At 71.4% G+C, this 24486-nt stretch carries 23 protein-coding genes; 7 read left to right on the plus strand and 16 right to left on the minus strand.

The genetic code is table 11. The annotated features are described in order from the left end of the window. Positions 1–29: 29 nt before the first annotated feature. Genes ACIBK3_RS16085 through ACIBK3_RS16095 form a run of 3 tightly spaced genes read right to left on the minus strand, consistent with a single transcriptional unit; the run spans position 30 to position 3177 of the window. Entirely contained in the window at positions 30–896 is an 867-nt protein-coding gene (locus ACIBK3_RS16085) for a carbohydrate ABC transporter permease (RefSeq protein ID WP_399365960.1), read from the minus strand. Between the two features lie 8 nt (positions 897–904). Continuing rightward, on the minus strand, positions 905–1849 hold the full coding sequence (locus tag ACIBK3_RS16090; RefSeq protein ID WP_399365962.1) for a carbohydrate ABC transporter permease: 945 nt from the start codon (positions 1847–1849) through the stop codon (positions 905–907). After that, complete coding sequence (locus ACIBK3_RS16095) at positions 1846–3177, minus strand: ABC transporter substrate-binding protein (RefSeq protein WP_399365964.1); 1332 nt, start codon at positions 3175–3177, stop codon at positions 1846–1848. The genes ACIBK3_RS16090 and ACIBK3_RS16095 overlap by 4 nt, the downstream gene beginning before the upstream one ends. A 99-nt stretch (positions 3178–3276) precedes the next feature. On the opposite strand from ACIBK3_RS16095, the gene ACIBK3_RS16100 reads away from it, so the two are divergent. Further along, positions 3277–4326, plus strand: a complete 1050-nt coding sequence (locus ACIBK3_RS16100; RefSeq protein WP_399365966.1) for a LacI family DNA-binding transcriptional regulator — start codon at positions 3277–3279, stop codon at positions 4324–4326. Between the two features lie 60 nt (positions 4327–4386). Further along, positions 4387–4929: an AAA family ATPase gene (locus ACIBK3_RS16105; RefSeq protein ID WP_399365968.1), complete on the plus strand. Its 543-nt coding sequence runs from the start codon at positions 4387–4389 to the stop codon at positions 4927–4929. Between the two features lie 95 nt (positions 4930–5024). Here the strand turns inward: ACIBK3_RS16105 and ACIBK3_RS16110 are convergent, their stop codons facing one another. Continuing rightward, entirely contained in the window at positions 5025–6026 is a 1002-nt protein-coding gene (locus ACIBK3_RS16110) for an aldo/keto reductase family protein (protein ID WP_399365970.1), read from the minus strand. Between the two features lie 287 nt (positions 6027–6313). Between ACIBK3_RS16110 and ACIBK3_RS16115 the strand changes: the two genes are divergently transcribed. Together ACIBK3_RS16115 and ACIBK3_RS16120 are read left to right on the plus strand one after the other, a co-directional pair. Further along, complete coding sequence (locus ACIBK3_RS16115; RefSeq protein WP_399365972.1) at positions 6314–7294, plus strand: ATP-binding cassette domain-containing protein; 981 nt, start codon at positions 6314–6316, stop codon at positions 7292–7294. Then, positions 7291–8109, plus strand: coding sequence for an ABC transporter permease (locus ACIBK3_RS16120; RefSeq protein WP_399365974.1), 819 nt, complete (start codon positions 7291–7293; stop codon positions 8107–8109). Before ACIBK3_RS16115 ends, ACIBK3_RS16120 begins: the two co-directional genes overlap by 4 nt. On the opposite strand, the gene ACIBK3_RS16125 is transcribed toward ACIBK3_RS16120, so the two are convergent. Next, a complete protein-coding gene (locus ACIBK3_RS16125; protein WP_399365976.1) occupies positions 8090–11242 on the minus strand; it encodes an ATP-binding protein in 3153 nt (1050 codons plus the stop codon). The genes ACIBK3_RS16120 and ACIBK3_RS16125 overlap by 20 nt on opposite strands. Before the next feature lie 325 nt (positions 11243–11567). On the opposite strand from ACIBK3_RS16125, the gene ACIBK3_RS16130 reads away from it, so the two are divergent. Genes ACIBK3_RS16130 through ACIBK3_RS16140 form a run of 3 tightly spaced genes read left to right on the plus strand, consistent with a single transcriptional unit; the run spans position 11568 to position 14716 of the window. Beyond that, positions 11568–12770 (plus strand): acyl-CoA dehydrogenase family protein, encoded by a 1203-nt coding sequence (locus tag ACIBK3_RS16130; protein ID WP_399365978.1) that lies wholly within the window; start codon positions 11568–11570, stop codon positions 12768–12770. Then, complete coding sequence (locus tag ACIBK3_RS16135; RefSeq protein ID WP_399365980.1) at positions 12767–13906, plus strand: phosphotransferase family protein; 1140 nt, start codon at positions 12767–12769, stop codon at positions 13904–13906. Before ACIBK3_RS16130 ends, ACIBK3_RS16135 begins: the two co-directional genes overlap by 4 nt. A 51-nt stretch (positions 13907–13957) precedes the next feature. Then, positions 13958–14716: an SDR family NAD(P)-dependent oxidoreductase gene (locus tag ACIBK3_RS16140; RefSeq protein WP_399365982.1), complete on the plus strand. Its 759-nt coding sequence runs from the start codon at positions 13958–13960 to the stop codon at positions 14714–14716. Positions 14717–14752: 36 nt separating this feature from the next. On the opposite strand, the gene ACIBK3_RS16145 is transcribed toward ACIBK3_RS16140, so the two are convergent. The 11 genes from ACIBK3_RS16145 to ACIBK3_RS16195 all read right to left on the minus strand — a co-directional run bounded on the left by ACIBK3_RS16145 (position 14753) and on the right by ACIBK3_RS16195 (position 24459). Then, positions 14753–15793, minus strand: a complete 1041-nt coding sequence (locus ACIBK3_RS16145; protein WP_399365983.1) for an MBL fold metallo-hydrolase — start codon at positions 15791–15793, stop codon at positions 14753–14755. Between the two features lie 77 nt (positions 15794–15870). Beyond that, a complete protein-coding gene (locus tag ACIBK3_RS16150) occupies positions 15871–17391 on the minus strand; it encodes a class I adenylate-forming enzyme family protein (RefSeq protein ID WP_399365985.1) in 1521 nt (506 codons plus the stop codon). A gap of 133 nt (positions 17392–17524) precedes the next feature. Continuing rightward, complete coding sequence (locus tag ACIBK3_RS16155; RefSeq protein ID WP_399365987.1) at positions 17525–17845, minus strand: EthD family reductase; 321 nt, start codon at positions 17843–17845, stop codon at positions 17525–17527. A 67-nt stretch (positions 17846–17912) separates the two neighbouring features. After that, a complete protein-coding gene (locus ACIBK3_RS16160; protein WP_399365988.1) occupies positions 17913–18293 on the minus strand; it encodes a hypothetical protein in 381 nt (126 codons plus the stop codon). Beyond that, positions 18290–18670 carry a nuclear transport factor 2 family protein gene (locus tag ACIBK3_RS16165; protein WP_399365990.1) on the minus strand — a complete coding sequence of 127 codons (381 nt, stop codon included), beginning with the start codon at positions 18668–18670 and terminating at the stop codon, positions 18290–18292. The genes ACIBK3_RS16160 and ACIBK3_RS16165 overlap by 4 nt, the downstream gene beginning before the upstream one ends. A gap of 233 nt (positions 18671–18903) precedes the next feature. Further along, positions 18904–19527, minus strand: coding sequence for a TetR/AcrR family transcriptional regulator (locus ACIBK3_RS16170; protein WP_399365992.1), 624 nt, complete (start codon positions 19525–19527; stop codon positions 18904–18906). A gap of 85 nt (positions 19528–19612) precedes the next feature. Beyond that, positions 19613–20761: an acetyl-CoA C-acetyltransferase gene (locus ACIBK3_RS16175; RefSeq protein ID WP_399365994.1), complete on the minus strand. Its 1149-nt coding sequence runs from the start codon at positions 20759–20761 to the stop codon at positions 19613–19615. Positions 20762–20787: 26 nt separating this feature from the next. Beyond that, on the minus strand, positions 20788–21612 hold the full coding sequence (locus tag ACIBK3_RS16180; RefSeq protein ID WP_399365996.1) for an enoyl-CoA hydratase/isomerase family protein: 825 nt from the start codon (positions 21610–21612) through the stop codon (positions 20788–20790). Beyond that, positions 21609–22382, minus strand: a complete 774-nt coding sequence (locus ACIBK3_RS16185) for an SDR family NAD(P)-dependent oxidoreductase (protein ID WP_399365998.1) — start codon at positions 22380–22382, stop codon at positions 21609–21611. Before ACIBK3_RS16185 ends, ACIBK3_RS16180 begins: the two co-directional genes overlap by 4 nt. Next, positions 22379–23155: an SDR family oxidoreductase gene (locus tag ACIBK3_RS16190; protein ID WP_399366000.1), complete on the minus strand. Its 777-nt coding sequence runs from the start codon at positions 23153–23155 to the stop codon at positions 22379–22381. Before ACIBK3_RS16190 ends, ACIBK3_RS16185 begins: the two co-directional genes overlap by 4 nt. Then, complete coding sequence (locus tag ACIBK3_RS16195) at positions 23152–24459, minus strand: acyl-CoA dehydrogenase family protein (RefSeq protein WP_399366002.1); 1308 nt, start codon at positions 24457–24459, stop codon at positions 23152–23154. The genes ACIBK3_RS16190 and ACIBK3_RS16195 overlap by 4 nt, the downstream gene beginning before the upstream one ends. Positions 24460–24486 lie beyond the last annotated feature (27 nt).

The following is a 24486-nucleotide window of genomic DNA, read 5'->3' on the forward strand; positions in this document are numbered from 1 at the left end:
GTCCATGTCGATCAGCCTCTCTCCGCGCATCAGCCCTTCTCCGCCCCGGCCAGCAGCCCGGTGCGCAGGAAGCGCTGGGCGAGGACGAACCCGATCAGCAGCGGGGCGCAGGCCACGAGCCCGGCCAGGGCCGCCTCCGGCTGGTGGATGTCGAGGTCGGCGAAGCCGCTGGAGTTGTTGACCGCACCGGTGGACTGCAGCAGGGACATCAGGCCCAGCTGGAGGGTGAAGGTGCGGTCGTCGGAGAGCATCACGAAGGGCAGGAAGAAGTCGGTCCAGCAGCGGACGAAGCCGAAGAAGGCGATCAGCGCGATGGCGGGCCGGGCCAGCGGCACCGCGACCGACCAGAACAGCCGCAGTTCGCTCGCCCCGTCGACCCGTCCGGCGTCCAGCAGGCTGTCGGGCAGGTTCGCCTGGAAGTGCAGGAAGGCGAGGTAGACCCCGAACGGGTAGAAGGACAGCGGCAGGATCACCGACCAGACCGTGCCGGTGAGGTTGAGCGCCGACATCTCCAGGTACAGCGGGAGGACCAGCGCGGCCGGGGGCAGGATCATCGTCACCACCGACAAGGTGAGCAGCACACGGCGGCCGGCGAAGTCGTGTTTGGCGAGCACATAGCCCGCGGGCACACACAGCAGCAGGGCAAGGGCCACACTGGCCGCCGCGTAGACGATCGAGTTCCCGATCCACAGGGTGATCTCGCCGTCGTTGTACGACGTCAGGTGCGACCATGCGTCGCCCACGTTGCCCAGTGAGCCGAAGCCGAGCGGTGAGCCGGTGGTGAGGTCGTCGGCCGTGCGGGTGGGGGCGAGCAGCAGCCAGAGCAGGGGCAGTCCGAAGAAGACGGCCGCGCCGAGCAGGAACAGGGCGCGGGCGCCGCGCGACAGAGCGGTCATCGCCTCACTCACCGGGAGTCGGAGGAGTCGGTGGCGTACATACGGGTACGGGTGATCACGATCCAGGCGGCCAGTACGCCGACCGCGAGCATGGCCAGCGACAGCGCGGCGGCCTTGCCGAAGTCACCGTCCTGGGTGGCGTAGGTGTAGGCGAGCTGGTTGACGGACCAGGTGGGGCTGATCTGGCCCGGGGCGCCGGTGGACAGCACGGTGGGCTCGACGAACACCTGACTGCCGGAGGCGAAACTGGAGATCAGCACGAAGGCGACGTACGTACGGACCATCGGCAGCTTGATGTGCCACATGGTCCGCCAGGCCGAGGCGCCGTCGACCTGCGCGGCCTCCAGGACGTCCCTCGGGAGCGCGTTGAGCGCCCCGTACAGGACCACGATCCAGCCGCCGGCGTGCACCGCGACGCCCATCACGGTGAGGACGGCGATGACGCTGCCACCGGACAGCGCCTCCGTGGCGCTCTTGACGTCCATCAGCTTGAGCAGGGGGGAGAACGGGCTGCTGTCCGGGCTGACCATGAACAGCCACAGCAGGGCGGCGGCCGAGCCGGTGACCGCGCCGGGCAGGTAGTAGACGAGTTGGAGCGCGCTCGTCGAGCGGCCCGGGCGGGCGTGCAGGGTGAAGGCGAGGGAGAGGACGGACAGCAGCAGGATCGGCAGCCACAGCAGCAGATACGTCGTCACGTGGGCGGCCGCCTCGCCGAGCCGGTAGTCCTGGAACACGGCCGCCCAGTCGCGCCCGCCGGAGAAGGAGCCGTGGTCGACGAACGAGGTCCACAGGGCGTATCCGGCGGGCGCGAGCCCGAACACCGCGAGGAAGACCGTGTAGGGGCCGACGAGGATCCAGACGGCGGTGGTACGGGCGGGGCGGCGCCGACGGCGGGGGCTCGCCGGGGACGGCGCCGCCACCACAGGTGGGCGGGGTGTCGTGAGCGTCCTCATCCGACCGTGTACCCGCTGGTCTTGGCCGCCGCCTCCAGCTTGTCCTGCCAACTCCCCAGCGTGCCGCGGAGATTGCCGCCGGAGTCGATCGTCTTGCCGACCGTGTCGTTGAAGCTGCTCTGCCAGTCGGCCTCGTAGCGGACCGCGCCGAAGCCGGGGCGCAGTGCGTTCGCCGCCGCACTGAGGGCGGGCATCGGGTCCGAGGCGTAGTACGGGTCCTCCGACTTGGCCTCGCCCCACTTCTTCGCGGCTGCCGTGAAGGCGGGATAGGTGGGCTGCTTCGCCTGGAGGTTCACGTCGGTGGTCATCCAGCGCACCAGGTCCGCCGCCTCCTTGGTACGTCCGCCGGCGTGTGCGGAGACGAGGAAGGCGCCGCCGCCGACCTGTCCGGCGTACGGCTTGTTCTCGCCGGGCCAGGTGGGCATGGGTGCGGCGGAGATGCGGCCCTTGGGCACCTTGAAGGCGGGGCCGAACATGAAGTCGCCGAACCAGGCCGGGGCCGGCAGCATGAGGATCTTGTCGCCCTTGCCGAACTTGGCGAAGCCCGGGTCGATGGGTACGACGGTGGTGACGGCCTTCTCACGGGCGAGCGGCTGGAGCAGATCGGCGACCCGGGTGCAGGTCGGCCCGCCGAGGTCGATGTGGACCTCGGTGAGGCTGAGCGTGTCGCGGGTGGGGCAGCCGCTGCTGCCGAAGTAGATCCCGGCGCCGTACTTGCCGTTGACGGCTCCGACGATGGTGCCGGGGTGTTCCTCGGCCGCCTTCAGACCGGTCCGCTGGTACTCGGCCCAGGTCTTGGGGACCTGGTAGCCGTATCGCTTCATCAGCGTCGCGTCGTACCAGAGAACGGTGGGGGCGATGTCGTTGCGCAGGCAGTACGTCTTGCCACCGAACGTGCAGGTGTCGAGGGAGCCGGGGGTGAACCCGTCCCGGACGGACTTCGCGACGAGGCCGTCGAGCGGGGCCGCGTAGCCGAACTTCTCGCCGGCGAGCGTCGCCGCCTCGGCCGGGTTGGCCAGGAAGACCACGTCGGGCCAGCCGCTCTTGGTGCGGTTGGCGAGCGAGATCTTGGTGGGCACGTAGCCCGCGTCGGGCGGGATGGTGACGATGCGCATCTTCAGGTCGGGGTGGGCCTTCTTGTACTGCTGGGCGGCGGGCATACGGGTGTTGTCGACCCAGACCAGCAACTCGCCCTTCCCGCCGCCCGAACCGCCGGCACCGCCACCGGTGCCTCCGCAGCCGGCCAGCACCAGAGCCACGGCCCCGGCCAGAGACGCCGCGCGCCATCTCTTCCTGCGGGTGTTCCGGGTCTTCGTCGGGGTCTTCATGGGGGACCACCTTTTCGCCGAGGAGCCTTACTGCGGGACCGAGGATTGCGATAGTTTTCGCAAAGCCTGATCGCCCCGGCAACGTAGGAGATTCATCCGATGACGTCAACGGTTCGGACAGGATCCAGCGAGGGAAGACGGCGCACGCTGGCCGAAATCGCCGAGCAGGCAGGCGTATCGGTGTCCACCGTCTCCAAGGTGCTGCACGACAGATCGGATGTATCGGCGGCGACGCGGGCCAAGGTGCAGCGGCTGTTGGAACAGCACGGCTATCTGGCGAAACACCGTCCGGCGGCCACCGCGGCCCCGCCCGGCGGACTGATCGACTTCGTCATCAACGAACTGGACAGCCCCTGGGCGGTCGAGCTGATCCGGGGCGCGGAGGACGTGCTGCACGACGCGGGCATGGGGCTGGTGGTCTCCTCCACCCACGGCCGGACCAAACGCGCCCGTCAGTGGCTGGACTCACTGGCCACCCGCTCCACACGCGGCGCGATTCTCGTCGTACCCGAACTGACGCCCGAACAGCACGAGGAGCTGAGCCGGCTCGGCATCCCGTACGCGCTGGTGGCGCCGATCGACGAGCCCGCGCCGGGCACGCCGTGGGTGGGCGCGACGAACTGGCCCGGCGGGCTGGCCGCGACCCGCCACCTCATCGAGCTGGGTCACCGGCGCATCGCCATCATCAGCGGCCCGGAGCGCCGGCTCACCTCTCGGGCGCGGGTCGACGGCTACCGCTCGGCACTGGCGGAGGCCGGTCTGCCCTTCGATCCCGAGCTGGTGCGCTACGGCGACTTCACCCACGGTCTCGCACACCGACACGCCCTGGAACTGCTGGCGTTGCCCGACCGCCCGACCGCGATCTTCGCCGGCAGCGACCACCAGGCACTGGGTACCTACCGGGCCGCCGCCGAACTTGGCCTGCGCATCCCGGCCGACGTCAGCGTGGTCGGCTTCGACGACCTGCCCTTCGCGGACTGGGTCACCCCACGCCTGACGACGATCCGCACGCCCCTGGCCGACATGACCGCGCTCGCCGCCCGGATGGTGCTGCGGCTGCTGTCCGGGGAGCAGCCGGAGACAACCCGGGTGGAGGTGGCGACGGAACTGGTGGTGAGGGAGAGCAGCGGACCTCGTCCCAAAACCTGAGCTTCCCTCTGCCGCGGTATCGGCCGTCGCGGCCCTGACGGTCTCGCTACTGTGGCCCGGATGACGACAGCCTCATCCTCCACGCAACTGGTGGTGCTGCGCGGCAACAGCGCCTCCGGCAAGAGTTCGGTGGCGGCCGGACTGCGCGAGCGCTACGGTCGCGGCATCGCGCTGGTCAGCCAGGACACGCTCCGCCGCGACGTGCTGCGCGAGCGCGACGTCCCCGGCGGCGCGAACATCGGACTGATCGACCTGACCGTCCGTCACGCCCTTGAGCACGGCTTTCACACCGTCCTTGAGGGACTCATGTACGTCGCGCACTACGGAGACATGCTTGCCGGCCTGCTCGCCGACTACCCGGGCCGCACCCACTGCTTCTACCTGGACGTGCCCTTCGAGGAAACCCTCGCCCGGCACGCCACCAAACCGATCGCCGACGAGGTCACCGCGGCCGAACTCCGGTCCTGGTACAGGCCGCTGGACCTGCTGCCCGGCGGGATCGAAACGGTGATCCCCGCGAGCAACTCGCTGACCGAGACGATCGACCACGTGATGCACGCGTCCGCGTTGAGAGCGCCGGCCCCGGAACCCGGCAGTCGCTGATCAACGGCTGTCACGGCCCGCTGGCGCCTCCCCCTGCGCCGGCCCCGCCCGTCCGCCACGAGGGAAGCGCGGGGCCGTACGGAGGTTGCGCCGGCTCAGGGGCGCTGCGCCGGCACGCTCTGGTGCACGAGATGCGGATCCGTCACCGCCACCGGCAGCACGATCTCGTCGATGCGCGCCATCAGATCCGCGTCCAGCGTCACACCGGCCGCCTTCGCGTTCTCCGCGACCTGCTCCGGCCGGGACGCGCCGACGATCGCGGCGGACACGTTGCTGTTCTGCAGCACCCACGCGACCGCGAGCTGAGCCAGGGTCAGGCCCGCCTCGTCGGCCAGCGGCTTGAGCCGCTGCACCGCCTCGAGCACCTCGTCGCGCATGAAGCGGCTGATCATCGCCGAGCCCCGGTCGTCCGTCGCCCGCGACCCGGCCGGCGGCTGCTGTCCGGGCAGGTACTTGCCGGTCAGCACGCCCTGGGCGATCGGCGACCACACGATCTGCCCGATGCCCAGTTCCTCGCTGGTCGGCACGACCTCACCCTCGATCACCCGCCACAGCATCGAGTACTGGGGCTGGCTCGACACCAGCGGGATCCGCAGCTCCCGCGCCAGCGCGTGTGCCCGCCGTATCTGATCGGCCGACCACTCAGATACGCCGATGTACAGCGCCTTACCGGAGTGGACCACGTCGGCGAACGCCTCCATGGTCTCCTCCAGCGGCGTGAACCGGTCGAACCGGTGCGCCTGGTAGAGGTCGACGTACGAGGTCTCGAGCCTGCGCAGGGAGTTGTCGATCGACTCCATGATGTGCTTGCGCGACAGCCCTCGGTCGTTCTTGCCGGGGCCGGTGGGCCAGTACACCTTGGTGAAGATCTCGATCCCCTCGCGACGCTCACCCTTCAGCGCCCGCCCGAGCACCGACTCGGCGCGGGTCTCGGCGTAGACGTCAGCGGTGTCGAACGTCGTGATGCCCGCGTCGAGTGCGGCTCGCACACAGGCGAGGGCGGCCTCCTCCTCGACCTGAGAGCCGTGGGTCAGCCAGTTGCCGTAGGCGATCTCACTGATGATCAAGCCGCTGTTGCCGAGATGCCGGTATTCCATCGTTGAACCCCTCGTTGCGTAGGTGAGCTCATGATCCCTCTTGGACCGGTCGTCGATGCGACCGGCCCAAGAGGGATCATCCACCGAGGGCAGGCCGGGCGCGAGAGCCGGCCTGCACCTCAGACGTTGCAGGAGTTCCCCGATCTCGGCAGTGCCCTCCCCGAGTCTGCGGGCAACCGTCCCGACAGCGGCCGCCGACCCCCGCGCAGTCCTCAGTTCCAGGAGTTCCAGGACCGTGAAACCGTCGTGAAACCCCGCTGAATGCGCCCTGCCGCAACCTCTGCGGCATGACGACAACGACATCCCGCTCACTCGCCATCGCGGCCAAGGGGCTGCGCAAGGCCTACGGGGACAAGACGGTCCTCGACGGCATCGACCTGGCGGTACCGGCCGGCACGGTCTTCTCCCTGCTCGGCCCGAACGGCGCCGGCAAGACCACCGCGGTCAAGATCCTCTCCACCCTCATCACCGCCGACGCCGGCGAGTTGCACGTCGGCGGCCACGACCTGGCCACCGCGCCGCAGGCGGTGCGGGCCGCGATCGGTGTCACCGGGCAGTTCTCCGCCGTGGACGGGCTGATCACCGGCGAGGAGAACATGCTCCTCATGGCGGACCTGCACCACCTCTCCCGCGGTGAGGGCCGCCGCAGGGCCGCCGAACTGCTTGAGCGCTTCGACCTGGCGGAGGCCGCGAAGAAGCCCGTCTCCACGTACTCCGGCGGCATGAAGCGCCGCCTCGACATCGCCATGACGCTGGTCGGCGAGCCGCGGATCATCTTCCTCGACGAGCCGACCACCGGCCTCGATCCGCGCAGCCGGCACACCATGTGGGGGATCATCCGGGAGCTGGTCTCCGGCGGCGTCACCGTCTTCCTCACCACCCAGTACCTGGACGAGGCCGACGAACTCGCCGACCGCATCGCGGTGCTGAGCGACGGCAGGCTCGCCGCCGAGGGAAGCGCCGACGAGCTGAAGCGGATCGTCCCGGGCGGGCATGTGCGGCTGCGGTTCACCGACCCGGCCGCGTACCGGTCCGCCGCCGTCGCCCTGCGCGAGGCCACCGGGGACGACGAGGCGCTGTCGCTGCAGATCCCCAGCGACGGCAGCCAGCGCGAGCTGCGCGCCATCCTCGACTGGCTGGACTCGGCCGGCGTCGAGGCGGACGAGCTGACCGTGCACACCCCCGACCTCGACGACGTGTTCTTCGCCCTGACGGGCGGCACCAACGTCCCCCACCAGACCGACCAGACCGAGGAGACCGTCCGATGAGCACCCCCCTGGCTCCCGCCCGCCCGACCCGGTTCTCCCTCGCCGTACGCGACTCGTCCACGATGCTGCGCCGCAACCTGCTGCACGTACGGCGCTACCCGTCCATGACCCTGAACCTGCTGCTCACACCGATCATGCTGCTGCTGCTCTTCGTCTACGTCTTCGGAGGCGTGATGAGCGCGGGCATCGGCGGCGGCGGCGCCGACCGCTCCGCCTACATCGCCTATCTCGTACCGGGCCTGCTGATGATGACCATCGGCAGCACCGTGATCGGGGCCGCGGTCTCCGTCTCCATGGACATGACCGAGGGCCTCATCGCCCGCTTCCGTACGATGGCGGTCTACCGCGGGTCCGTGCTCGTCGGGCACGTCGTCGGCAGCGTGCTGCAAGTTCTCGCCAGCCTGGTTCTCGTCGGTGCCGTCGCCGTGGCCATCGGCTTCAGGTCCACGGACGCCACGGCCCTGGAGTGGCTGGCGGCGTTCGGACTGATCGCGCTGTTCACCCTGGCGCTCACCTGGATCGCGGTCGGGATGGGCATGGCCAGCCCGAACCCCGAGGCGGCCAGCAACATGGCCACGCCGCTGATCCTCCTCCCGCTCATCTCGAGCGCCTTCGTCCCCATCGACGCGATCCCGGGCTGGTTCCAGCCGATCGCCGAGTACCAGCCGTTCACGCCGGCCATCGAGACCCTGCGCGGCCTGCTGCTCGGCACCGAGATCGGCGACAACTGGTGGATCGCGGTCCTCTGGTGCGTCGGCCTGACCGTGCTCGGCTACCGCTGGTCGACGTCGCTGTTCAACCGAGACCCGAAGTAACCGCCATGACGGCGCGGGCTGCCTCCCGCAACTCGTCCCGCCCCAGGGCGGCGTACTCCGACACCGCGTCGGAGTACGCCGCCCTGGCGGCCTTCCCGGCGGCCCCGACCGCCTTCCGGGCGCGGTCCGCCGACATCGTCGGCTGGAACTCGCGCAGCACCCGCAGTCGTTCGGCCAGCGCGATCATCCGTACGGCGGAGGCGTCGCCGGAAGCGAGCCCCGCCATGCCGAGTGCGTGCAGCACCGTCCCGAACACGGGGAGCTCCATGGGCGAGCCGGACGGAGCGGAGAGCAGCGTCCGCAGCGCCTGCCGCAGCCGGGCGACCGGCCCCGCGACGAGTTCGACACGGCCGGCGTGCGCGTGCGCCGTCACCGCCGCCGACTGGACCTGCAGCGACCACCGGTCGAAGAAGGGGTCGCCGCCCTGCGAACCGGCCGCGGGCATCCGCTCCACGGCGTTGCGCCACAGACCGAGCCCGACCTCGGTCAGCCCGCGGGCGAGCGCGATCTCGGCGCGCCCGCCGAAGTCGGGGCTGTAGAAGTCGTCCTTCTGCGGGGTGTTGTCACCCTCCGCCTGCCGCAGCCAGTACTCGGCCTCGTCGGGGTCGCCGCGGTGCAGACAGGCGAGAACGAGGCCCCAGCGGACGCCGATGGCGTCGTGCTCGTCGCCGAGCCGCGGCAGCGCCTCCAGCGCGGCCTTGAGGTGACCGTACGCGGCGTCGCCCCGCTCCGTCTGCATGTACAGATCGCTCAGCCGGGCGTGGCCCATGAGCTGCAGGAACGGGTTGTCGGCCGGCGTCAGCACGGCGATGATCCGGCGAGCCGAGGCGAGCGCGCGGTCGATGTCGTGCTCGTACTCCCAGACGTAGGTGGCGACGCACTCGGCGATGCCCGCGAGCAGCGGCTGCTCGCTGTCGCAGAGCCCCCGCAGCACGTCGTAGTCGGGAGGCAGCATCTCAGGGACCGCGCTCAGCACGGTCGCGATGGCGCGCAGCAGCGTGTCCGGCGGGGCCTGGGGCAGCCGGCGCAGGGTGACGAGATGGCGTACGGCGCGCGGGCCGTAGCCCATGAACAGGCTCGCCGTGCAGAACACCGCGGCGGCGCGGGCGACTTCGACGTACTCGGGGTCGGGGTAGTAGTGCGACAGCGACGGGCCGGTGTCCGCGGCGAGTGCGGTCAGGCGGGGGTAGCTGGAGCCGGTGGACCACAGGGCGGCCAGCACGGCGGTGAGGGCTGCCGTGGTGGGGCCGTCCGCGCGGGCCAGGGCGTGCCGCAGGGCCAGCACGAGGTTGTCCTGCTCGGCCCTGATCCGCCCCCAGGCGGTCCCCGGCTGCGAGCCGAGGAGCCAGTCGTGGTGCGCGACCCCGAAGTCCCGCGCCCAGGCGAGGAACCGGCCGACGGCCTCCTCGTCCTCGCCCGCCTCCGTACGCCGGTCCGCGCTGAACTCCCGTACCGTCTCCAGCATCCGGAACCGCACCCCGGCCGGGGTGTCGGCGACGGTGAGCAGCGACTGATCGGCCAGCTGCTCCAGCGCAAGCAGCGCGTCCTCGCCGAGGACCTGCTCCGCCGCCTCGCCGGAGAAGCCGCCGGGGAAGACGGACAGCGTGCGCAGCGCCGCCCTGGCGTCCTCCGTGAGCAGGTTCCAGCTCCACTCCACGACCGCGTGCAGCGTGCGGTGGCGTTCCGGTGCGTCCCGCGCCCCGCCGCGCAGCAGCGCGAACCGGTCTCCGAGGCGGCGGGCGATCTCCGGCACCGACAGCGCGCGCACCCGCGCCGCGGCCAGCTCCACGGCGAGCGGCAGCCCGTCGAGGTGGCGGCACAGCTCGGCCACCTCGTCCGGCGGCAGCTCCACGCCGGGCCGGGCGGCCCGGGCCCGCTGCGTGAACAGCTCGACCGAGGTGTCCAGACGGAGCTCCGGCAGCGCGTACACCGCCTCCGACGTGAGGCCCAGCGGGGCCCGGCTGGTGACGAGCACCCGCAGGTCCTTCGAGGACGAGACCAGGGCCTGTACGAGGTCGGCGGCGCCCTTGACGACCTGCTCGCAGTTGTCGAGGACCAGCAGACCGGGCCCGGAGCCGAGCACGCCGAGGACGCCGGACACCGGGTCGGCCGAGGCGAGGCCGCCCACGGCGCCGTGCCGTCCCTCGCCCGCGCCGAGCGCCGAAGCCACCTCCGCGGCCACGTCCTCGTCCGCGGTGACGCCGGCGAGCGGCACGAAATACACCACGCGCTGCTCGGACCGGCGGCTGACGGCGTGCGCGAGCCGGGTCTTGCCGAGGCCGCCGGGGCCGACGACGGTGACGGCGCGGGAGACGCCGAGCAGCCGTTCCACCGCCGCGATGTCCTCGTCCCGGCCGAGGAGCGGGTTCGGCTCGTGCGGCACGCCGTGCCTGACCGCGGGCGCCTCGCCGCTCAGCAGTTCCTGGTGTACGGCCTTGAGCCGGGCGCCCGGATCCGTGCCGAGCTCGTCGCGCAGCTCACGGCGGTACGCCTCGTACCGCGCGAGCGCGGCGGACGGTCCCGCCGTCGCGGCTTCGCCGCGCAGCAGTTCGGCGAGCACTTCCTCGTCGCGCGGATGCTCAGCGGCGAGCACGGCCAGCGGCCCGGCCGCCTCCGCGTGCCGTCCAAGGCGGGCGAGCGCGAGCGCCCGGGCCCGTACGAGCGCGCCGTGCACGGGGACGCGCTCGGCGCGCAACGCGGCCACGGGGTCTGTGCTTTCGCCGGGCCCGCCGGCCCCGTCAGGGGTGCCCTCCCACAGCCCGAGCCCGGCCTCGGCCGCGGCCAGCGATCCCGCGTGGTCCCCGGCTCTGGCCCGGTCCGCGCTCGCGGCGGCACGCAGCAGCAGGGCGGAACTGTCGACCTGGTCCTCGGCGAGGGCGAGCCGGTATCCGGTCGGCGTACTGGCGATGACGTCGGCGCCCAACTGCGCCCGCGCCCTGGACACGAGAACCTGCAACGCCTTCCCCGGCCGCTCCGGCAACTCGTCCGGCCACAGCCCCGCCACAAGCCGCTCGGTGCTGCAGCCCGTGCGGAGGTCGCCCGCGAGCAGGGCCAGGAGGCCGCGGAGCCGGGGCGCGGTGACTTCCTGTCCGCGACAGGCGACGCGCGGCAGCAGGGTCAGGTCGGTGGTCACCCGTGCAGATTATCCAAGGCACGCCGAACGGCCGAACTCCCGCCGGGGGCCGAGCCCTTGGCGCGTGCCGAACTCCCGGGGAGGTGCCGGGCCTCTGGCGCGTGGCGAGACCTTGGCGCATGCCGAGCTCTTCGGGCGCGGGCGACCCTCGGCGGCGTATGCACAACGCCCGGGCGGCCTCATCCGGCATGACATCCCATGAAGCTATCAATGATTAGCCTAACTCCAACCGCTCTTCCGCCATGGGCTCGCGCAAACCCTTGACACACGCGCCCACCTACCTCTCTCATGGCTAATGACTGATAGCCAAGGTCAAGGGGTCAACGTGTCGATCGGGTTCGAGACCGACGAGAGGGTCGCCGACATCGCACGGCGCACCACCGGGTTCGTGCGGGACGTGGTACTGCCGGAGGAACAGGCATGCGACGGGAACGTCCATGACGGGCCGGAGCCACTGCGGCGCCGGCTGCAGGAAGCGGCCCGGGCCGCAGGGGTGTTCGCTCCGCATGTGGGGGAACAGTGGGGCGGGCTCGGGCTGGATCTCTGCGGCCAGGCCGTGGTGTTCGAGGCGGCCGGATACTCGTTGCTGGGCCCCCTCGCGCTCAACTGCGCGGCACCGGACGAGGGCAATATGCACCTGCTCGAAGTGGTCGCCGACGAGGAGCAGAAGGAGCGGTATCTCCGGCCGCTGGCGGCCGGCGAGGTGCGCTCCTGCTTCGCGATGACCGAGCCGGCGCCGGGCGCGGGATCCGACCCCCGGGCGCTGGCCACCACGGCGACGAGAACCGGACGCGGCTGGCGGCTCGACGGCCGCAAGTGGTTCATCAGCGGAGCCGACGGGGCCGGCTTCGCCATCTGCATGGCCCGCACGAGCGGCGTCCCCGGCGAGGCGGGGGGCGCGACGATGTTCCTCGTCGACGCCGACAACCCGGGCATGAAGGTCGTCCGGAACATCGACACCCTGGATCAGGGGCTGTTCGGCGGGCACAGCGAGGTCGTCTTCGACAACTGTGAGGTCGGCGACGGTGCCGTGCTGGGCGAGGTGGACCAGGGCTTCGCGCATGCCCAGGTGCGTCTCGGGCCCGCCCGTATGACGCATTGCATGCGCTGGCTCGGGGTGGCGCGCCGGGCACAGGACATCGCCCTGGAACGGGCGGTGGATCGCTCGGCCTTCGGTAAGCCGCTGGCCGAACTGGGCATGGTGCAGCAGATGCTGGCCGATTCCGAGATCGACATCGAGACCGGTCGCGCGGTGCTGCTGCGGGCCTGCTGGGAACTGGACCAGGGCCGTTCGGCCGCCCAGCACACCTCCATCGCGAAGACGTACGTCTCCGAGGCGGTGAACCGCGTGGTCGACCGGTCCGTGCAGGTGTGCGGCGCGCTCGGCATCTCCTCAGACACCCCGCTGTCGCGGCTGTACCGGGAGGTGCGTCCGTTCCGGATCTACGACGGCCCGTCCGAGACCCATCGCTGGGCCATCGCCAAGCGCGCGGTGCGGGCGGCGCGGGAGCGGAGGGCCGCGCGATGACCACGACGGAGCACGCATCGGGGCCCACGGCAGAGCATGCGTCGGAGCCCGCGTCCGAGCCCACGGTGGCGGTACCGCGGACGACGGCGACCACGTCACAGACCGCGGCCACCACCCCGGACACAGCCGTGGTCGGCATCGACGGCCCCGCCCTGCAGCGCTACTTCGAACGCCATGTGCCTCGGTGCGCGGGCCCGTTGAGGGTCGAGCTGCTGCACGGCGGGCGCTCCAATCTCACCTACGAGGTGACCGACGGGACACACCGGTGGGTGCTGCGCCGGCCGCCGCTGGGCGTGCTCACGCCGACCGCGCACGACATGGACCGCGAGTACCGCGTCGTCGCCGCACTCGGCGGAACCGACGTGCCGGTGGCCCGAGCCGTGCTGTCGTGCACGGACCCGGCGGTGATCGGCGCGCCGTTCTGCGTCGTCGACTTCGTGGAGGGCGCCGTGCTGCGCGACGGTGACGAGGTCGCAACGCTTCCTCCAGCCGACGCCCGGCGCAGTGCCGACGCGCTGGTGGACGCCCTGGTGGCACTGCACTCGGTCGATGTCGCCGCGGTCGGGCTCGGCGACTTCGGCCGTCCCGACGGTTATCTGGAGCGCCAGGTGCGGCGGTGGCGCAGCCAGTGGGACAAGGTCGCCACCCGTGCACTGCCCGACCTCGACGCGCTGCACCGCCGGCTCGGCCGCGCCCTGCCCGTGAGCGGCGCGCCGACGATCGTGCACGGTGACTACCGCCTGGACAACACGATCCTGGCGCCCGGCGGCTTCGGGCGGATCGCCGCGATCGTCGACTGGGAGATGGCCACGCTCGGCGATCCTCTCGCCGATCTCGGGATGCTGCTCATGTACTGGGACCCGGTGTGCGAGCCGGTGCTCGGGGCGCGCCACGTGCCCACGGCCAACTCCGGCTTCCCCACGGGGCGCGAGCTGGCCGAGCGGTACGCCACAGGATCCGGCCGGGACATCGGGGATCTGGCCTTCTACCAGGCGCTGGGCTGCTTCAAGCTCGCGGTCATCGCCGAGGGCATCCACGCCCGCTATCGCGCCGGTCAGACCGTCGGCACCGGCTTCGAGCTGGTCGGCTCCGCGGTCCCGGCGCTGCTGCGCTCGGGCTTGGAGCTACTGCCGTAAAGGCCACTGGACCACTGACACCGACGCAGACGACGAATCTGAGGAGGACCCGTGCGAGACCGGCTGTCCGGAGAGATCGCCCTGGTGACCGGCGCGACCGGTGGGATAGGAGACGCCGTCGTACGCCGGCTGGCCGCCGAGGGTGCCGCGGTGGCGGTGACCGACGTGGACGCCGGCCGCTGTGAGGCACTGGCGAAGGAGCTGAGGGACGGCGGGGCGCGCGCGCTGGGCCTGGCCCTGGACGTCAGCGACGAGGAGACGTGGCGCCGCGCGGTCGAGCGGGTCGTCGACCAACTGGGCGGGCTGTCCGTGCTCGTCAACAACGCGGGCATCGCCGAGACGCGGACGGTGGAGACGGAGACCCGGGAGTCCTGGGACAAGGTCATCGCGGTCACCCAGACCGGTGTCTGGCTCGGCATGAAGTACGGCGGGCCGGCGATCGAGCGCGCCGGCGGCGGCTCCATCATCAACGTCGCCTCGATCTTCGGTACGGTCGGCGGCTTCGGCAGCCAGTTCTCGTACCACGCCGCCAAGGGCGCGGTCCGGCTGATGACGAAGAACGCCGCGCTGCACTGGGCCACCCGCGGCGTGCGCGTCAACTCGATCCACCCCGGCTTCATCGAGACGGCCCGCTCCCGCGAACTGTGGCAGGGCACGCCCCGGCACACCGCGATGGTCGAGGGCACCCCCTTGGGGCGGCTGGGCCGGCCCGACGAGGTCGCGGGAGCGGTGGCGTTCCTCGCTTCGCCGGACGCGACCTTCGTCACCGGCTCCGAGCTGTACGTGGACGGGGGCTGGACGGCACGCTGACGGCCGGCGCCCCGTGCCCGGCCCGTGCCGGTGAAGTCATCGCACGCGCGTGTACTGGTCCACGCCGCCCACGGATGCCACGGTCGCCCGCCCCTGGAGCACGAGGACGTCCAGGTGGGCCGCCGTCTCGTTGACCGCGAGCATCTGGTTGAAGGCGTTCAGCTCGCCGAACGGCACCGCCCGGCGCGTCCATCCGAGCTTGCGCGCCACCGCGTGGGCGTCGAGCGTGTCCTCGCCCAGCGCGGTGAGGCTCTTGGCCAGCCGGTCGTCGTGGTGGGCGAGCAGCTCGGCGACCCGGGTGTGGGTGCTGTCGGAGACCGGCCCGTGCGCGGGCAGCAGGCGCGCGTCGGCGTAACGGTTCATCAGGCGCAGCGAGTCCAGATAGTCGGCGAGCGGCCGGCCGCCCGGCTCGGTCAGCTCGAAGCCGATGGACGGGGTGATGTGGGGCAGCACATGGTCCCCGGAGAACAGCAGTCCCCGCTGCTCGTCCAGGAAGACCACATGTCCCCGGGTGTGTCCCGGAGTCGGCACGACGCACAGCTCGCGGTCGCCGAAGCGGAGGGTCTCGGCGGCGAGCCAGCGGTCGGGGGCCTCCCACACGCTCGGGTCGAAGCCGCCGTGGTTCATCCTCCGGATCTGGTCGGCCAGTTCGCCGGCGCCCGCCCTGCTCAGGGTCTGAAGTGAACTCACGGGTTCGTCGCTGCGCAGCCGGTCGAGCATCTCCAGACCCGGGCGTTCCCCCGCGCCGAGGTAGACGCGCGAGCCCAGCAGCCGGCGCAGTTCCACCGCGTGCGTGTAGTGGTCGCGGTGGATGTGGGTGACCAGGATGTGGCTGATGTCGCCGAGGTCGCGGTCGATGGCGGCCAGGGCCTCCTCGAGCGTCTTGCGCGCCTCGGGGATCGCCCAGCCGCCGTCGATCATGACGAGGCCGCCGTCGTCGGCGAGGTCCTCCAGAAGGTAGACGTTGACGGCGTGCAGGCCGTCGTTCGGAAGCGGCAGCGGAACGCGGTGCACCCCGGGCTGGACGGTCTGGACTCCGGATGCGGCCCACGGGCCCTGGTCGAACCGCGTTGTCATGATCCTCCTTGTGGGTGTGCCGCCGCGGGATCATGCCGGTGGGCACGCGCGACGGCACCGTTTCGTCCATTGTCGCCTCAGGCCTGGTCGCCGGGCGTGCGGGCCGTCATCCTGACGGCCAGGTCCCGGGCCCCGCTCCGGTCGAGCTTGCCGACCTTGGTCTGGGGCAGTTCCTTGATGCCGTACACGAATTCGGGCCATTTGGTCTTGGACAGGCCGACACTCTCCAGGTGTCCGGTCACCTCGGCCAGGTCGATCCCGCCGCCGTCCTCGGTGACGACGAGCAGGGCCACGCGTTCACCGAGCACCTCGTCGGGAACCGCCGCGACACAAGCCCTGGCCACGCGCGGGTAACTGGCGACCGCGCGCTCGATCTCGGTGATGTCGATGTTGCGGCCGCCACGGATGATGACGTCCTTCTCGCGGCCCATGATGCTGATGGTGCCGTCCTCGTGGGTCATCAGCAGATCGCCGGTGGGCAGGTAGCCGTCCTGAGTCAACGCCGCGGGAGCCAGCTCGCCGTCGCGGGCGTAGCCGAGGAAGAGGGAGGGGCCGCGTACCTGCGCCCGGCCGGTCACGCCTGGCCCGGCCGGCTGCCCGTCGGGGGTGAGCGCGCGTACGTCCGTACCCGGGAAGGGGCGGCCGTCCCTGCCGAGCCGGATCTCCTCGGGGTCGTCGGGGCTGGGTGAGGTGTGGCCGAGGCACTCGGACATGCCGAAGACGCGGAGGATCCTCGTGCCCAGGGACTGCTCCGCCCGGGCCAGCGCTCCGCGGTCCATGGGGCCACCGCCCACGGTGATCGACCGGACGCCGCGAAGGATGCCGGAGCCGGCCGCCTCGGCGCCCATCTGCAGCGCCATGGTCGGTACGCACATGGTCCAGCGGACGCCGGCGTCGGCCATCCGCCGCAGGGCGAGGGCCCGGTCCCACTTCCCCGTCATGACGAGCGGCCCGCGCAGCATCAGGGAGAGATAGACACCGAAACAGTAGGCCGCCGTCGACGACAGCGGCACGATCGCGGCGACGGCGTCGCCGGGCGCCAGGCCGTTGATGGCGATGGTGCTCCGGGCGGCATAGCGCAGGGCCGACTCGGACTGCACGACGCCCTTGGGTCGCCCGGTCGACCCGGAGGTGAGGCCGATCAGCGCGCCGCCCGACCAGCGTGACACCTCGCGCTTGCGGGGCGTGGACAGGCAGGTCCAGCCGTCGAGCACCGTCCGCGGCGGCCCCGGCAGCCGTTCGGCCACCGCCCATTCGTCCATCGCGGAAGGCTCGGCGACCACGGCGTCCGGGCGGATGTCCTCCCAGGCCGCGGTGAACTCGGCATGTGTGGTGTGCCGGTTGACCACCGCGATGACGCCGCCGTCCCGGCCGCTCATCCCCACGGCAAGGGTGGCGGCGACCGTACGCCATGAGTTGTCGGCCTGGACCATGACGGTGCCGCCCGCTCCGTCGGCCTTCGCGGCGGACAGCGTTCCGGCCAGCCGTGTGGCCTCGTCGAGCAGTTGCCGTGCCGTGTGGCTGCCCGCATCGTCGATGACGGCGACGAAGTCCGCCTCGTCCGCCTTCTGTTGGAACTCCCGCACTACCTGTCGCATCTTGTCCCTCGCTGCGCTGTGCCGAACTCCGTCTACTGAACGCTGGGGTGGGTGCCGTGCCGGTGAGCCGGGATCGTCCGGCAGGGGCGCCGGTTCGACGACCGGCATCGCCGGCCGGGCCGTCGCGTTCCTGTCAGCCGACGAACATCTCCGCCTCGTGCCCCATGACCGCGATGCGGCGGCCCTTCATGTCGCCGACCTGGGCGACGGCCTCGGCCCACTCGGGGCTCGCGAGGGCCTTCCGCAGGTCCTCAGGGGAGTCGAAGCCGAGCACGGAGATCCCGTCCCAGCCCTCGGAGCGCGGCTCCAGGGCGGCGTCGATCTCGGTGTGCCGCCAGGCACGCAGTCCGGGCAGGCGGTAGGTCAGTTCCGCGTGGTCGCCGCGCCACCACTCGATGAACTGCTCGTGCGTCCACTCCGGAGGCCGAGCTGCCAGCAGGACAAGGTTGTACATGACGGTCCTCCGTAAATGCCTGCATGGTCCGTTGAACGGGCGCGGCGGGACGGGCGTACGTGGCTGATCACGTGAAACGGATCTCGGAGGAACGGCCGATCAGCAGGCGCTGCAACCGGCCCTCGTCGTTCACCCGCCCCGCGGCGACGAAGCTCGCCTCGGGGACACCCGCGCGTCGCACCTCCCCCAGGAAGAGTTCGTCCTGGCCGAGCGTGGTCGCCGACAGCCGGTGGTGCGTGCGGGTGCCCCTCTCGCGCTGTTCGAGGTAGCCGACGAGAGCCGCGCGGTCGCCGGCGAAGTCGGTGGCGTTGCCGTCGCCCGTGGAGAACAGGATGGACAGCGTGAAGTCGTCGCTGATCAGGTCGAGGATCCGGGACGGCTCGTCCCCGTCGAGGATCTCGAACCACGCGGTGAGGAAGGGGGCCGCGGTCGTCGAGGTGTCGGTCATGCCCGGCTCCTCTCGTCCGTGGCCCGCCCGGCCCAGTCGACGAGTTCGAAGGAAGTGGTGAAGACGGACTGGTAACGCGCCAGGAGCCCGCCGGGCGATACGACCGCTGCCGACAGGAAGGAGCCCCTGTACTGGCCGCCCTCCGTCACCACTCCGTAGACCGTCTCGACGTCGCCGTCCCGGCTGTGGCGCAGGATCTCGTGCGCCCGGTCCACGGGGTTACGGCCGGCGATGTACGCGGCGAAGTCCTCCTTGGAATTTCCGATGACCTCCTTGCCGGGCAGGGCGATGAGGAAGCGGAAGTCCGGTTCGAGCAGGTCCAGCGTCCGCTCCGGATGCCGGCTGTCCATGCTGGCCATGTATGCGCGCAACGCCATAGGAGCCTCTCCAGATCAACCTGAGCCAAATTCAATTCAGTTTGGATGGTAATCCCGCGGAAACAGGGCTGGCAAGAGTGCGTCACGAAGCTTCCGCCGGCGCTTCTTCCGTGGCGCCGCGTGCGCCGGAAGCGGGGCGAAGCGGGCACGACAATGCCCCCTGGCATCCGTCATGTCCACCAGGGGGCAGAAAAGCCGACCGCGGCCGCGGAAAGCCGGCGCCGCTCAGGGCGTCACGTGGCGACCATCCGGACGCAGGCGCCCTCGATGAGTTCGGAGACCTCCGACAGCGGCGTCGGCCCGGACGGCCGGTACCACCGCCAGACGCTGACGATCAGGCCGAGCACACCCGCGCCCAGCAACTGCGCGTCGCGCAGCGGGAACGCGCCCTGGGACATGCCCCTGACCAGCAGGTTCGTCCAGTCCCGCTCGACGAGCTGGACCAGCTGGCGGGCCGCGACGCGCTCGGCCTCCTCCCGCTTGGACTTGCGCGGGCCGGAGAGCAGGTCCATGTGGTTCTGCAGGATGCGCATCTGCAGGACCTCCTGGTCGGACACGTCGTACGCCGCGCGCACGGCCGCACGCAGCGCTTCCACCGGCTCGGCGACGTCCGAGGTCGCCTCCGTGAACTTGTCGTGGGAGCGCTGCAGCTCCAACCGCATGATGGTGAGCAGGCAGTGGGTCTTGGACTCGAAGTAGTGGTACAGCGCGGTCTGCCCGATGCCCACCCGCTCCGCCACGGTGGACCACTTGGTGGCCTCGAACCCCGTCTCGCCGAAGCAGTCGACGGCGGCCGCCAGAATGGCGGCGCGCTTGGACCTCGGCCCCGCTTCCGGTTCAACGATCTTTGTCGCCATCAGTGACCTGTCTCCTGGCTGCCGCCCACCTCGTGCGTACCCGAGAGTAGCCCCAAGCTGAACTCAGTTGCCAATCGACTTCCGGTCAAAGGCGCTCGAGGACGGTCGCATTGGCCATGCCGCCGCCCTCGCACATCGTCTGCAGACCATAACGTCCGCCGGTCCTGCGCAGTTGGTGGACGAGCGTGGTCATCAGCCGGGCGCCGGTGGCGCCGAGCGGATGGCCCAGCGCGATGGCGCCGCCGAAGGCGTTGATCCGTTCCCCGTCGGCACCGATCTCCTTCTGCCAGGCGAGGACGACGGAGGCGAAGGCCTCGTTGATCTCGACCAGGTCGATCTCCCCGATCGACAGCCCGGCCTTCTTCAGGACCTTCTCGGTGGCGGGGATCGGGCCGGTCAGCATCTGGATCGGGTCGGAGCCGACCACGGCCATGGTGTGCACGCGGGCGAGCGGGGTCAGGCCGTGCCGGCGTACCGCCTCCTCGGAAGCGATCAGCAGGGCGGCGGCGCCGTCGGAGATCTGGCTGGAGACGGCCGCGGTGAGCCGGCCGTCCTCGGTGAGCGTCTTCAGTCCGGCCATCTTCTCCAGGCTGGTGTCGGCGCGCGGGCCCTCGTCGGCGGTGAGTCCGAAGGCGGGGGTGATCTCGTCGTCGAACGCACCGTCGGCCTGGGCGGCGAGCGCCCGCTGGTGGCTGGTGAGAGCGAACCGTTCCATGTCGGTACGGGAGACGCCCCACTTCTCGGCGATCAGCTCCGCCCCGCGGAACTGTGAGACCTCCTGGTCCCCGAAGCGCTCGCGCCAGCCGTCCCCCGCGTACGGGCTGCCCATGCCGGCCTGCTCGCCGACATACATCGGGCTGGCGATGGGCACCAGGCTCATCACTTCCACTCCACCGGCGACCACCAGATCGGCGGCGCCGGATCCGACCGCCTGCGCGGCGAAGTGCACGGCCTGCTGGGAGGAACCGCACTGGCGGTCGATGGTGGTGCCGGGGACGTGCTGCGGCAGCCCGGCGGACAGCCAGGCGGTGCGTGCGATGTTGCCGGTCTGTGCGCCGAGCTGGCTGACGCACCCGAAGTACACGTCGTCGACGGCCCCCGGGTCGGCCCCGGTGCGCTCCAGCAGGGCGCGCAGCACATGGGCGCCGAGGTCGGCGGGGTGCACGCCGCTGAGCGTGCCCTTGCGGCGGCCGACGGGGGTGCGGACGGCTCCGACGATGAAGGCTTCGGACACGAGGGGCTCCCTTGTTGGGTAGGGGATCAGGTCCTGGGTGAGAGGTGCTGGAAGTCGGGCGCCCGCTTGCCGAGGAAGGCGGCGACGCCCTCGCGCCCCGTGTCGGAGGCGGCCGCGGCGGCGAGCGCACGGGCCTCGCGGTCCAGGTGCGGGCCGAGGTCCGAGGCCAGTCCGGCGGCGACGAGCCGGCGGGTGACCCCGAAGGCGGCGGTGGGTCCACCGCTCAGGGCATCGGCCGTGCGGGCCGCCTCGGCGGCGAGTCGGCCGGGGGCCACGACCCGGCTCACCAGTCCGATCGCCTCGGCCTCCGCCGCGGGTATGCGGCGGTTGGTCAGCAGCAGGTCCAGGGCCCGCTTGGGGCCGACGAGACGGGGCAGGAACCAGCTGACTCCGGCGTCCGGTGAGTAACCGATGCCGGTGTAGGCGGCGGTGAACGAGGCGTCGGCGGCGGCGAGGGTCACATCGGCGGCCGCGGCCAGGCCGATGCCCGCGCCCGCCACGGCACCCTGCACGGCGGCCACCACGGGCGCGTCGCCCGCGGCGAACGTCCGCAGGGCGTCGTGCAGCGCGTCGGTCACCGCGGTCAGGTGCTTCTCCAGCGCCTCGCCGGACAGCCGGGAGAACTCCCTGAGGTCGCCGCCGACGCAGAAGGACTTCCCCTCGCCGGTCAGCAGCACGGCTCGTACGGCTTCACGTGCGCAGGTCCGCGCCGCGTCCAGCAGTCCGCGCGCCATGTCCAGGTCGATGGCGTTGCCCGCCTCGCCCCGGCGCAGGGTGACGCGGGCCAGGCCGCCGTCGTCGATCTCGACGGCGACCCTCGTCGGGTCGGACCTCATCGCCCCGGCCGTCATCGCGCCGTCCATCCGCCGTCGACGGTGAGCACCTGTCCGGTGCAGTAGGAGGAGGCGTTCGAGGCGAGGAACAGCAGGGCGCCGTCGAGTTCGTGGCCGTCGCCGCCGCGTCCCAGCAGGGTGTTGCGCTCGACCCAGCGACTGGAGCGGGCGTCGCCGAAGAGGCCGGCGGTCATCTCGGTGCGGAACCAGCCGGGAGCGAGTGCGTTGACGCGTATCCCGCTGCCACCCCACTGTCCGGCCAGCTCCCGGGTCAGGCCGATCAGTCCGGCCTTGGACGCCGAGTAGCTCGCACCGCCGAGGGGGGCGGCGGTCACCAGGCCGAGGATGGAGGAGACGTTGACGATGCTCCTGCCTCCCCTGTCACCGGGTGCCTCGGCGGTGAGGCGGGCCAGGTGGTAGGGCGCGGTGAGGTTGACCCCGAGGACGCCTGTGAAGGCGTCCGGTGATTCGTCCTCGGCGCGGGTCTCGCCGGAGGTGGCCGCGTTGTTGACCAGGATGTCGAGACGGCCGGTGGCGGTCAGCGCGGTCTCGGCGAGCCGCACTCGGTCGGCGGCGAGGGAGACGTCGCAGGCCACGGGGTGGATGCGGGAGTCGGAGTCGGCGAGTTCCTTCAGCCGGTCGATGCGGCGGGCCGCGGCGAACACGGTGGCGCCGGCCTCGGCGAGGACGGCGGCGAAGCGTGCGCCGAGCCCGGCGGACGCGCCCGTGACGACGGCCGTCCTGCCCTGGAGCGAGAACAGCTCGGCGGCGGATCGCGGCGCGCTCACTCGTCCACTCCGATCGGCAGGGCGGTCGCTCCGCCGTCGAGCACCAGGGTCTGGCCGGTCATCCAGGAGGACGCGTCCGAGGCCAGGAAGAGTGCCGCGTTCGCCACGTCCTCCACCGTGCCGAGGCGCCGCAGCGGCAGCTTGGCGGTGAGAATGGGCTCGCGCACCTCCCACACCGCCCGCGCCAGTTCGGTCTTGATCAGACCGGGGGCGATGGCGTTCACCCGTGCCCGCGGCCCGAGTTCGTAGGCGAGCTGCCGGGTCATGTGCAGCATGGCGGCCTTGGTGGCGTTGTAGTAGCCGATGTGCGGGTCGACGATCAGCCCGCCGACGGAGGCGATGTTGACCACCGCTCCCCCGTGCTCGGCCATCCAGGCCCGCCAGGCGTACCGGGTCCAGGCGATCATGCCGTACTGGTTGACGCGTACGGTCTTCTCCGCCCGCGGCAGGTCCAGGTCGAGCAGATCGCCGTGGTACGGGTTGGTCGCCGCGTTGTTGACGAGGATGTCGACCCTCCCGAAGCGGGCCATGGTCTCGTCGACGCAGGCCTCGGCCTGCTCGGGTTCGCCCGCGTTGGCCACCACCGTGTGCAGGTCGCCGTCGCCCTTGACGCGCAGCAACTCCTCGCGCGCCTCGGCGAGTCCGGCCGCCTTGCGGGCCGCGATCACCACGTGCGCGCCGGCCGCTCGGTAGGCGGTGGCGATTCCGAGCCCGATGCCGCGGGATCCGCCGGTGATGACGGCGACCTTGCCGTCGAGAGTGCTGGCACTCACGCTGCCCCTGCCTTCATGTCGGTCTTCTGCACGTCGGCCGTCTCCTGCTCGGCCTTCTCGTGCGCGGCGTTGTGGTCCTCGGCCTTCTCCTGCCCGGCCGTCTTCCGGTACTTGGCGAGTTCCTGGCGGGCCACCGTCCGCAGATGTACTTCGTCGGGGCCGTCGGCGATGCGCAGCGCCCTCGTGATGGCGTACAGCCGGGCCAGTACGGTGTCGTCGCTGACCCCCGCCGCGCCGTGCGCCTGCACCGCGCGGTCGACCACCTTGTGGGCGACCTCCAGTGCCGCGACCTTGATCGCGGCGACCTCCATCCGCGCGGCGGCGTTGCCGACGGTGTCCATCAGCCAGGCGGACTTGAGGACGAGGAGGCGCAGTTGCTCGATCTCGATGCGGCTGCGGGCGATCCACTCGCGCACCACGCCCTGATCGGCGAGCGGTCCGCCGAAGGCGGTGCGTTCGGTGACGCGCTCGCACATCAGCTGCAGGGCGCGCTCGGCGAAGCCCACGGCGCGCATCGCGTAGTGCATCCGTCCCGGACCGAGCCGTCCCTGGGCGAGCGCGAAGCCCTCTCCCTCGCCCCTGAGGATGTTCTCCACGGGCACGCGGACGTCCTCGAAGAGCACGTCGCCGTGCCCGAGCCGGTCCGTGTAGCCGAACATCGGCAGGTCGCGCAGGACGGTGACACCCGGGGTGTCCCGGGGGATGAGCAGCATGCTCTGCTGCCGGTAGGTGGGCGCGTCCGGATCGGTCTTGCCCATCAGGATGATCAGCTCGCAGTCGGGATCGAGGATCCCGGAGGTGTACCACTTGCGGCCGTTGACCACATAGCTGTCGCCGTCGCGGGTGATCCGGGTACGGATGTTGCGCGCGTCGGAGCTGGCGACCTCCGGCTCGGTCATGGCGAAGCAGGAGCGGATCTCCGCGTCCAGCAGGGGCCGCAGCCAGCGTTCCTGCTGCTCGGGCGTGCCGTACAGCGCGAGCAGTTCCATGTTGCCGGTGTCGGGCGCCGAGCAGTTGAACACCTCGGGGCCGATGATCGAGCGGCCCGCCAGCTCCATGAGGGGTGCGTATTCGAGGTTGGTGAGCCCCGCGCCCCAGTCGCCGTGGGCCATGAAGAGGTTCCACAGGCCCTCGGCGCGCGCCTTCTCCTTCAGCTCGCGCATCACCGGCGGCAGCGCGTGCGGATCGTCCGCCTCGGCCAGTTGCCGGTCGTAGACGGCCTCCGCGGGGAAGACGTGCTGCTGCATGAACGACCGCATGCGGTCCTGGAGTTCACTCGCCCGTGGCGAGAATCCGAAATCCACGATTGCTCCTGTCCGGGGTTCCGCGGT

The sequence above is a fragment of the Streptomyces sp. NPDC050287 genome (genome assembly GCF_044459385.1).
GTDB lineage: Bacteria > Actinomycetota > Actinomycetes > Streptomycetales > Streptomycetaceae > Streptomyces.

Bases quoted from the DNA above. Each gene is read 5' to 3' on its own strand.
- ACIBK3_RS16090 (WP_399365962.1), bottom strand. From the start codon at position 1,849: ATGAGGACGCTCACGACACCCCGCCCACCTGTGGTGGCGGCGCCGTCC.
- ACIBK3_RS16165 (WP_399365990.1), bottom strand. From the start codon at position 18,670: ATGGCGTTGCGCGCATACATGGCCAGCATGGACAGCCGGCATCCGGAG.
- ACIBK3_RS16160 (WP_399365988.1), bottom strand. From the start codon at position 18,293: ATGACCGACACCTCGACGACCGCGGCCCCCTTCCTCACCGCGTGGTTC.
- ACIBK3_RS16180 (WP_399365996.1), bottom strand. From the start codon at position 21,612: ATGACGGCCGGGGCGATGAGGTCCGACCCGACGAGGGTCGCCGTCGAG.
- ACIBK3_RS16105 (WP_399365968.1), top strand. From the start codon at position 4,387: ATGACGACAGCCTCATCCTCCACGCAACTGGTGGTGCTGCGCGGCAAC.
- ACIBK3_RS16170 (WP_399365992.1), bottom strand. From the start codon at position 19,527: ATGGCGACAAAGATCGTTGAACCGGAAGCGGGGCCGAGGTCCAAGCGC.
- ACIBK3_RS16155 (WP_399365987.1), bottom strand. From the start codon at position 17,845: ATGTACAACCTTGTCCTGCTGGCAGCTCGGCCTCCGGAGTGGACGCAC.
- ACIBK3_RS16085 (WP_399365960.1), bottom strand. From the start codon at position 896: ATGACCGCTCTGTCGCGCGGCGCCCGCGCCCTGTTCCTGCTCGGCGCG.
- ACIBK3_RS16145 (WP_399365983.1), bottom strand. From the start codon at position 15,793: ATGACAACGCGGTTCGACCAGGGCCCGTGGGCCGCATCCGGAGTCCAG.
- ACIBK3_RS16115 (WP_399365972.1), top strand. From the start codon at position 6,314: ATGACGACAACGACATCCCGCTCACTCGCCATCGCGGCCAAGGGGCTG.
- ACIBK3_RS16150 (WP_399365985.1), bottom strand. From the start codon at position 17,391: ATGCGACAGGTAGTGCGGGAGTTCCAACAGAAGGCGGACGAGGCGGAC.
- ACIBK3_RS16120 (WP_399365974.1), top strand. From the start codon at position 7,291: ATGAGCACCCCCCTGGCTCCCGCCCGCCCGACCCGGTTCTCCCTCGCC.
- ACIBK3_RS16110 (WP_399365970.1), bottom strand. From the start codon at position 6,026: ATGGAATACCGGCATCTCGGCAACAGCGGCTTGATCATCAGTGAGATC.
- ACIBK3_RS16095 (WP_399365964.1), bottom strand. From the start codon at position 3,177: ATGAAGACCCCGACGAAGACCCGGAACACCCGCAGGAAGAGATGGCGC.
- ACIBK3_RS16135 (WP_399365980.1), top strand. From the start codon at position 12,767: ATGACCACGACGGAGCACGCATCGGGGCCCACGGCAGAGCATGCGTCG.
- ACIBK3_RS16100 (WP_399365966.1), top strand. From the start codon at position 3,277: ATGACGTCAACGGTTCGGACAGGATCCAGCGAGGGAAGACGGCGCACG.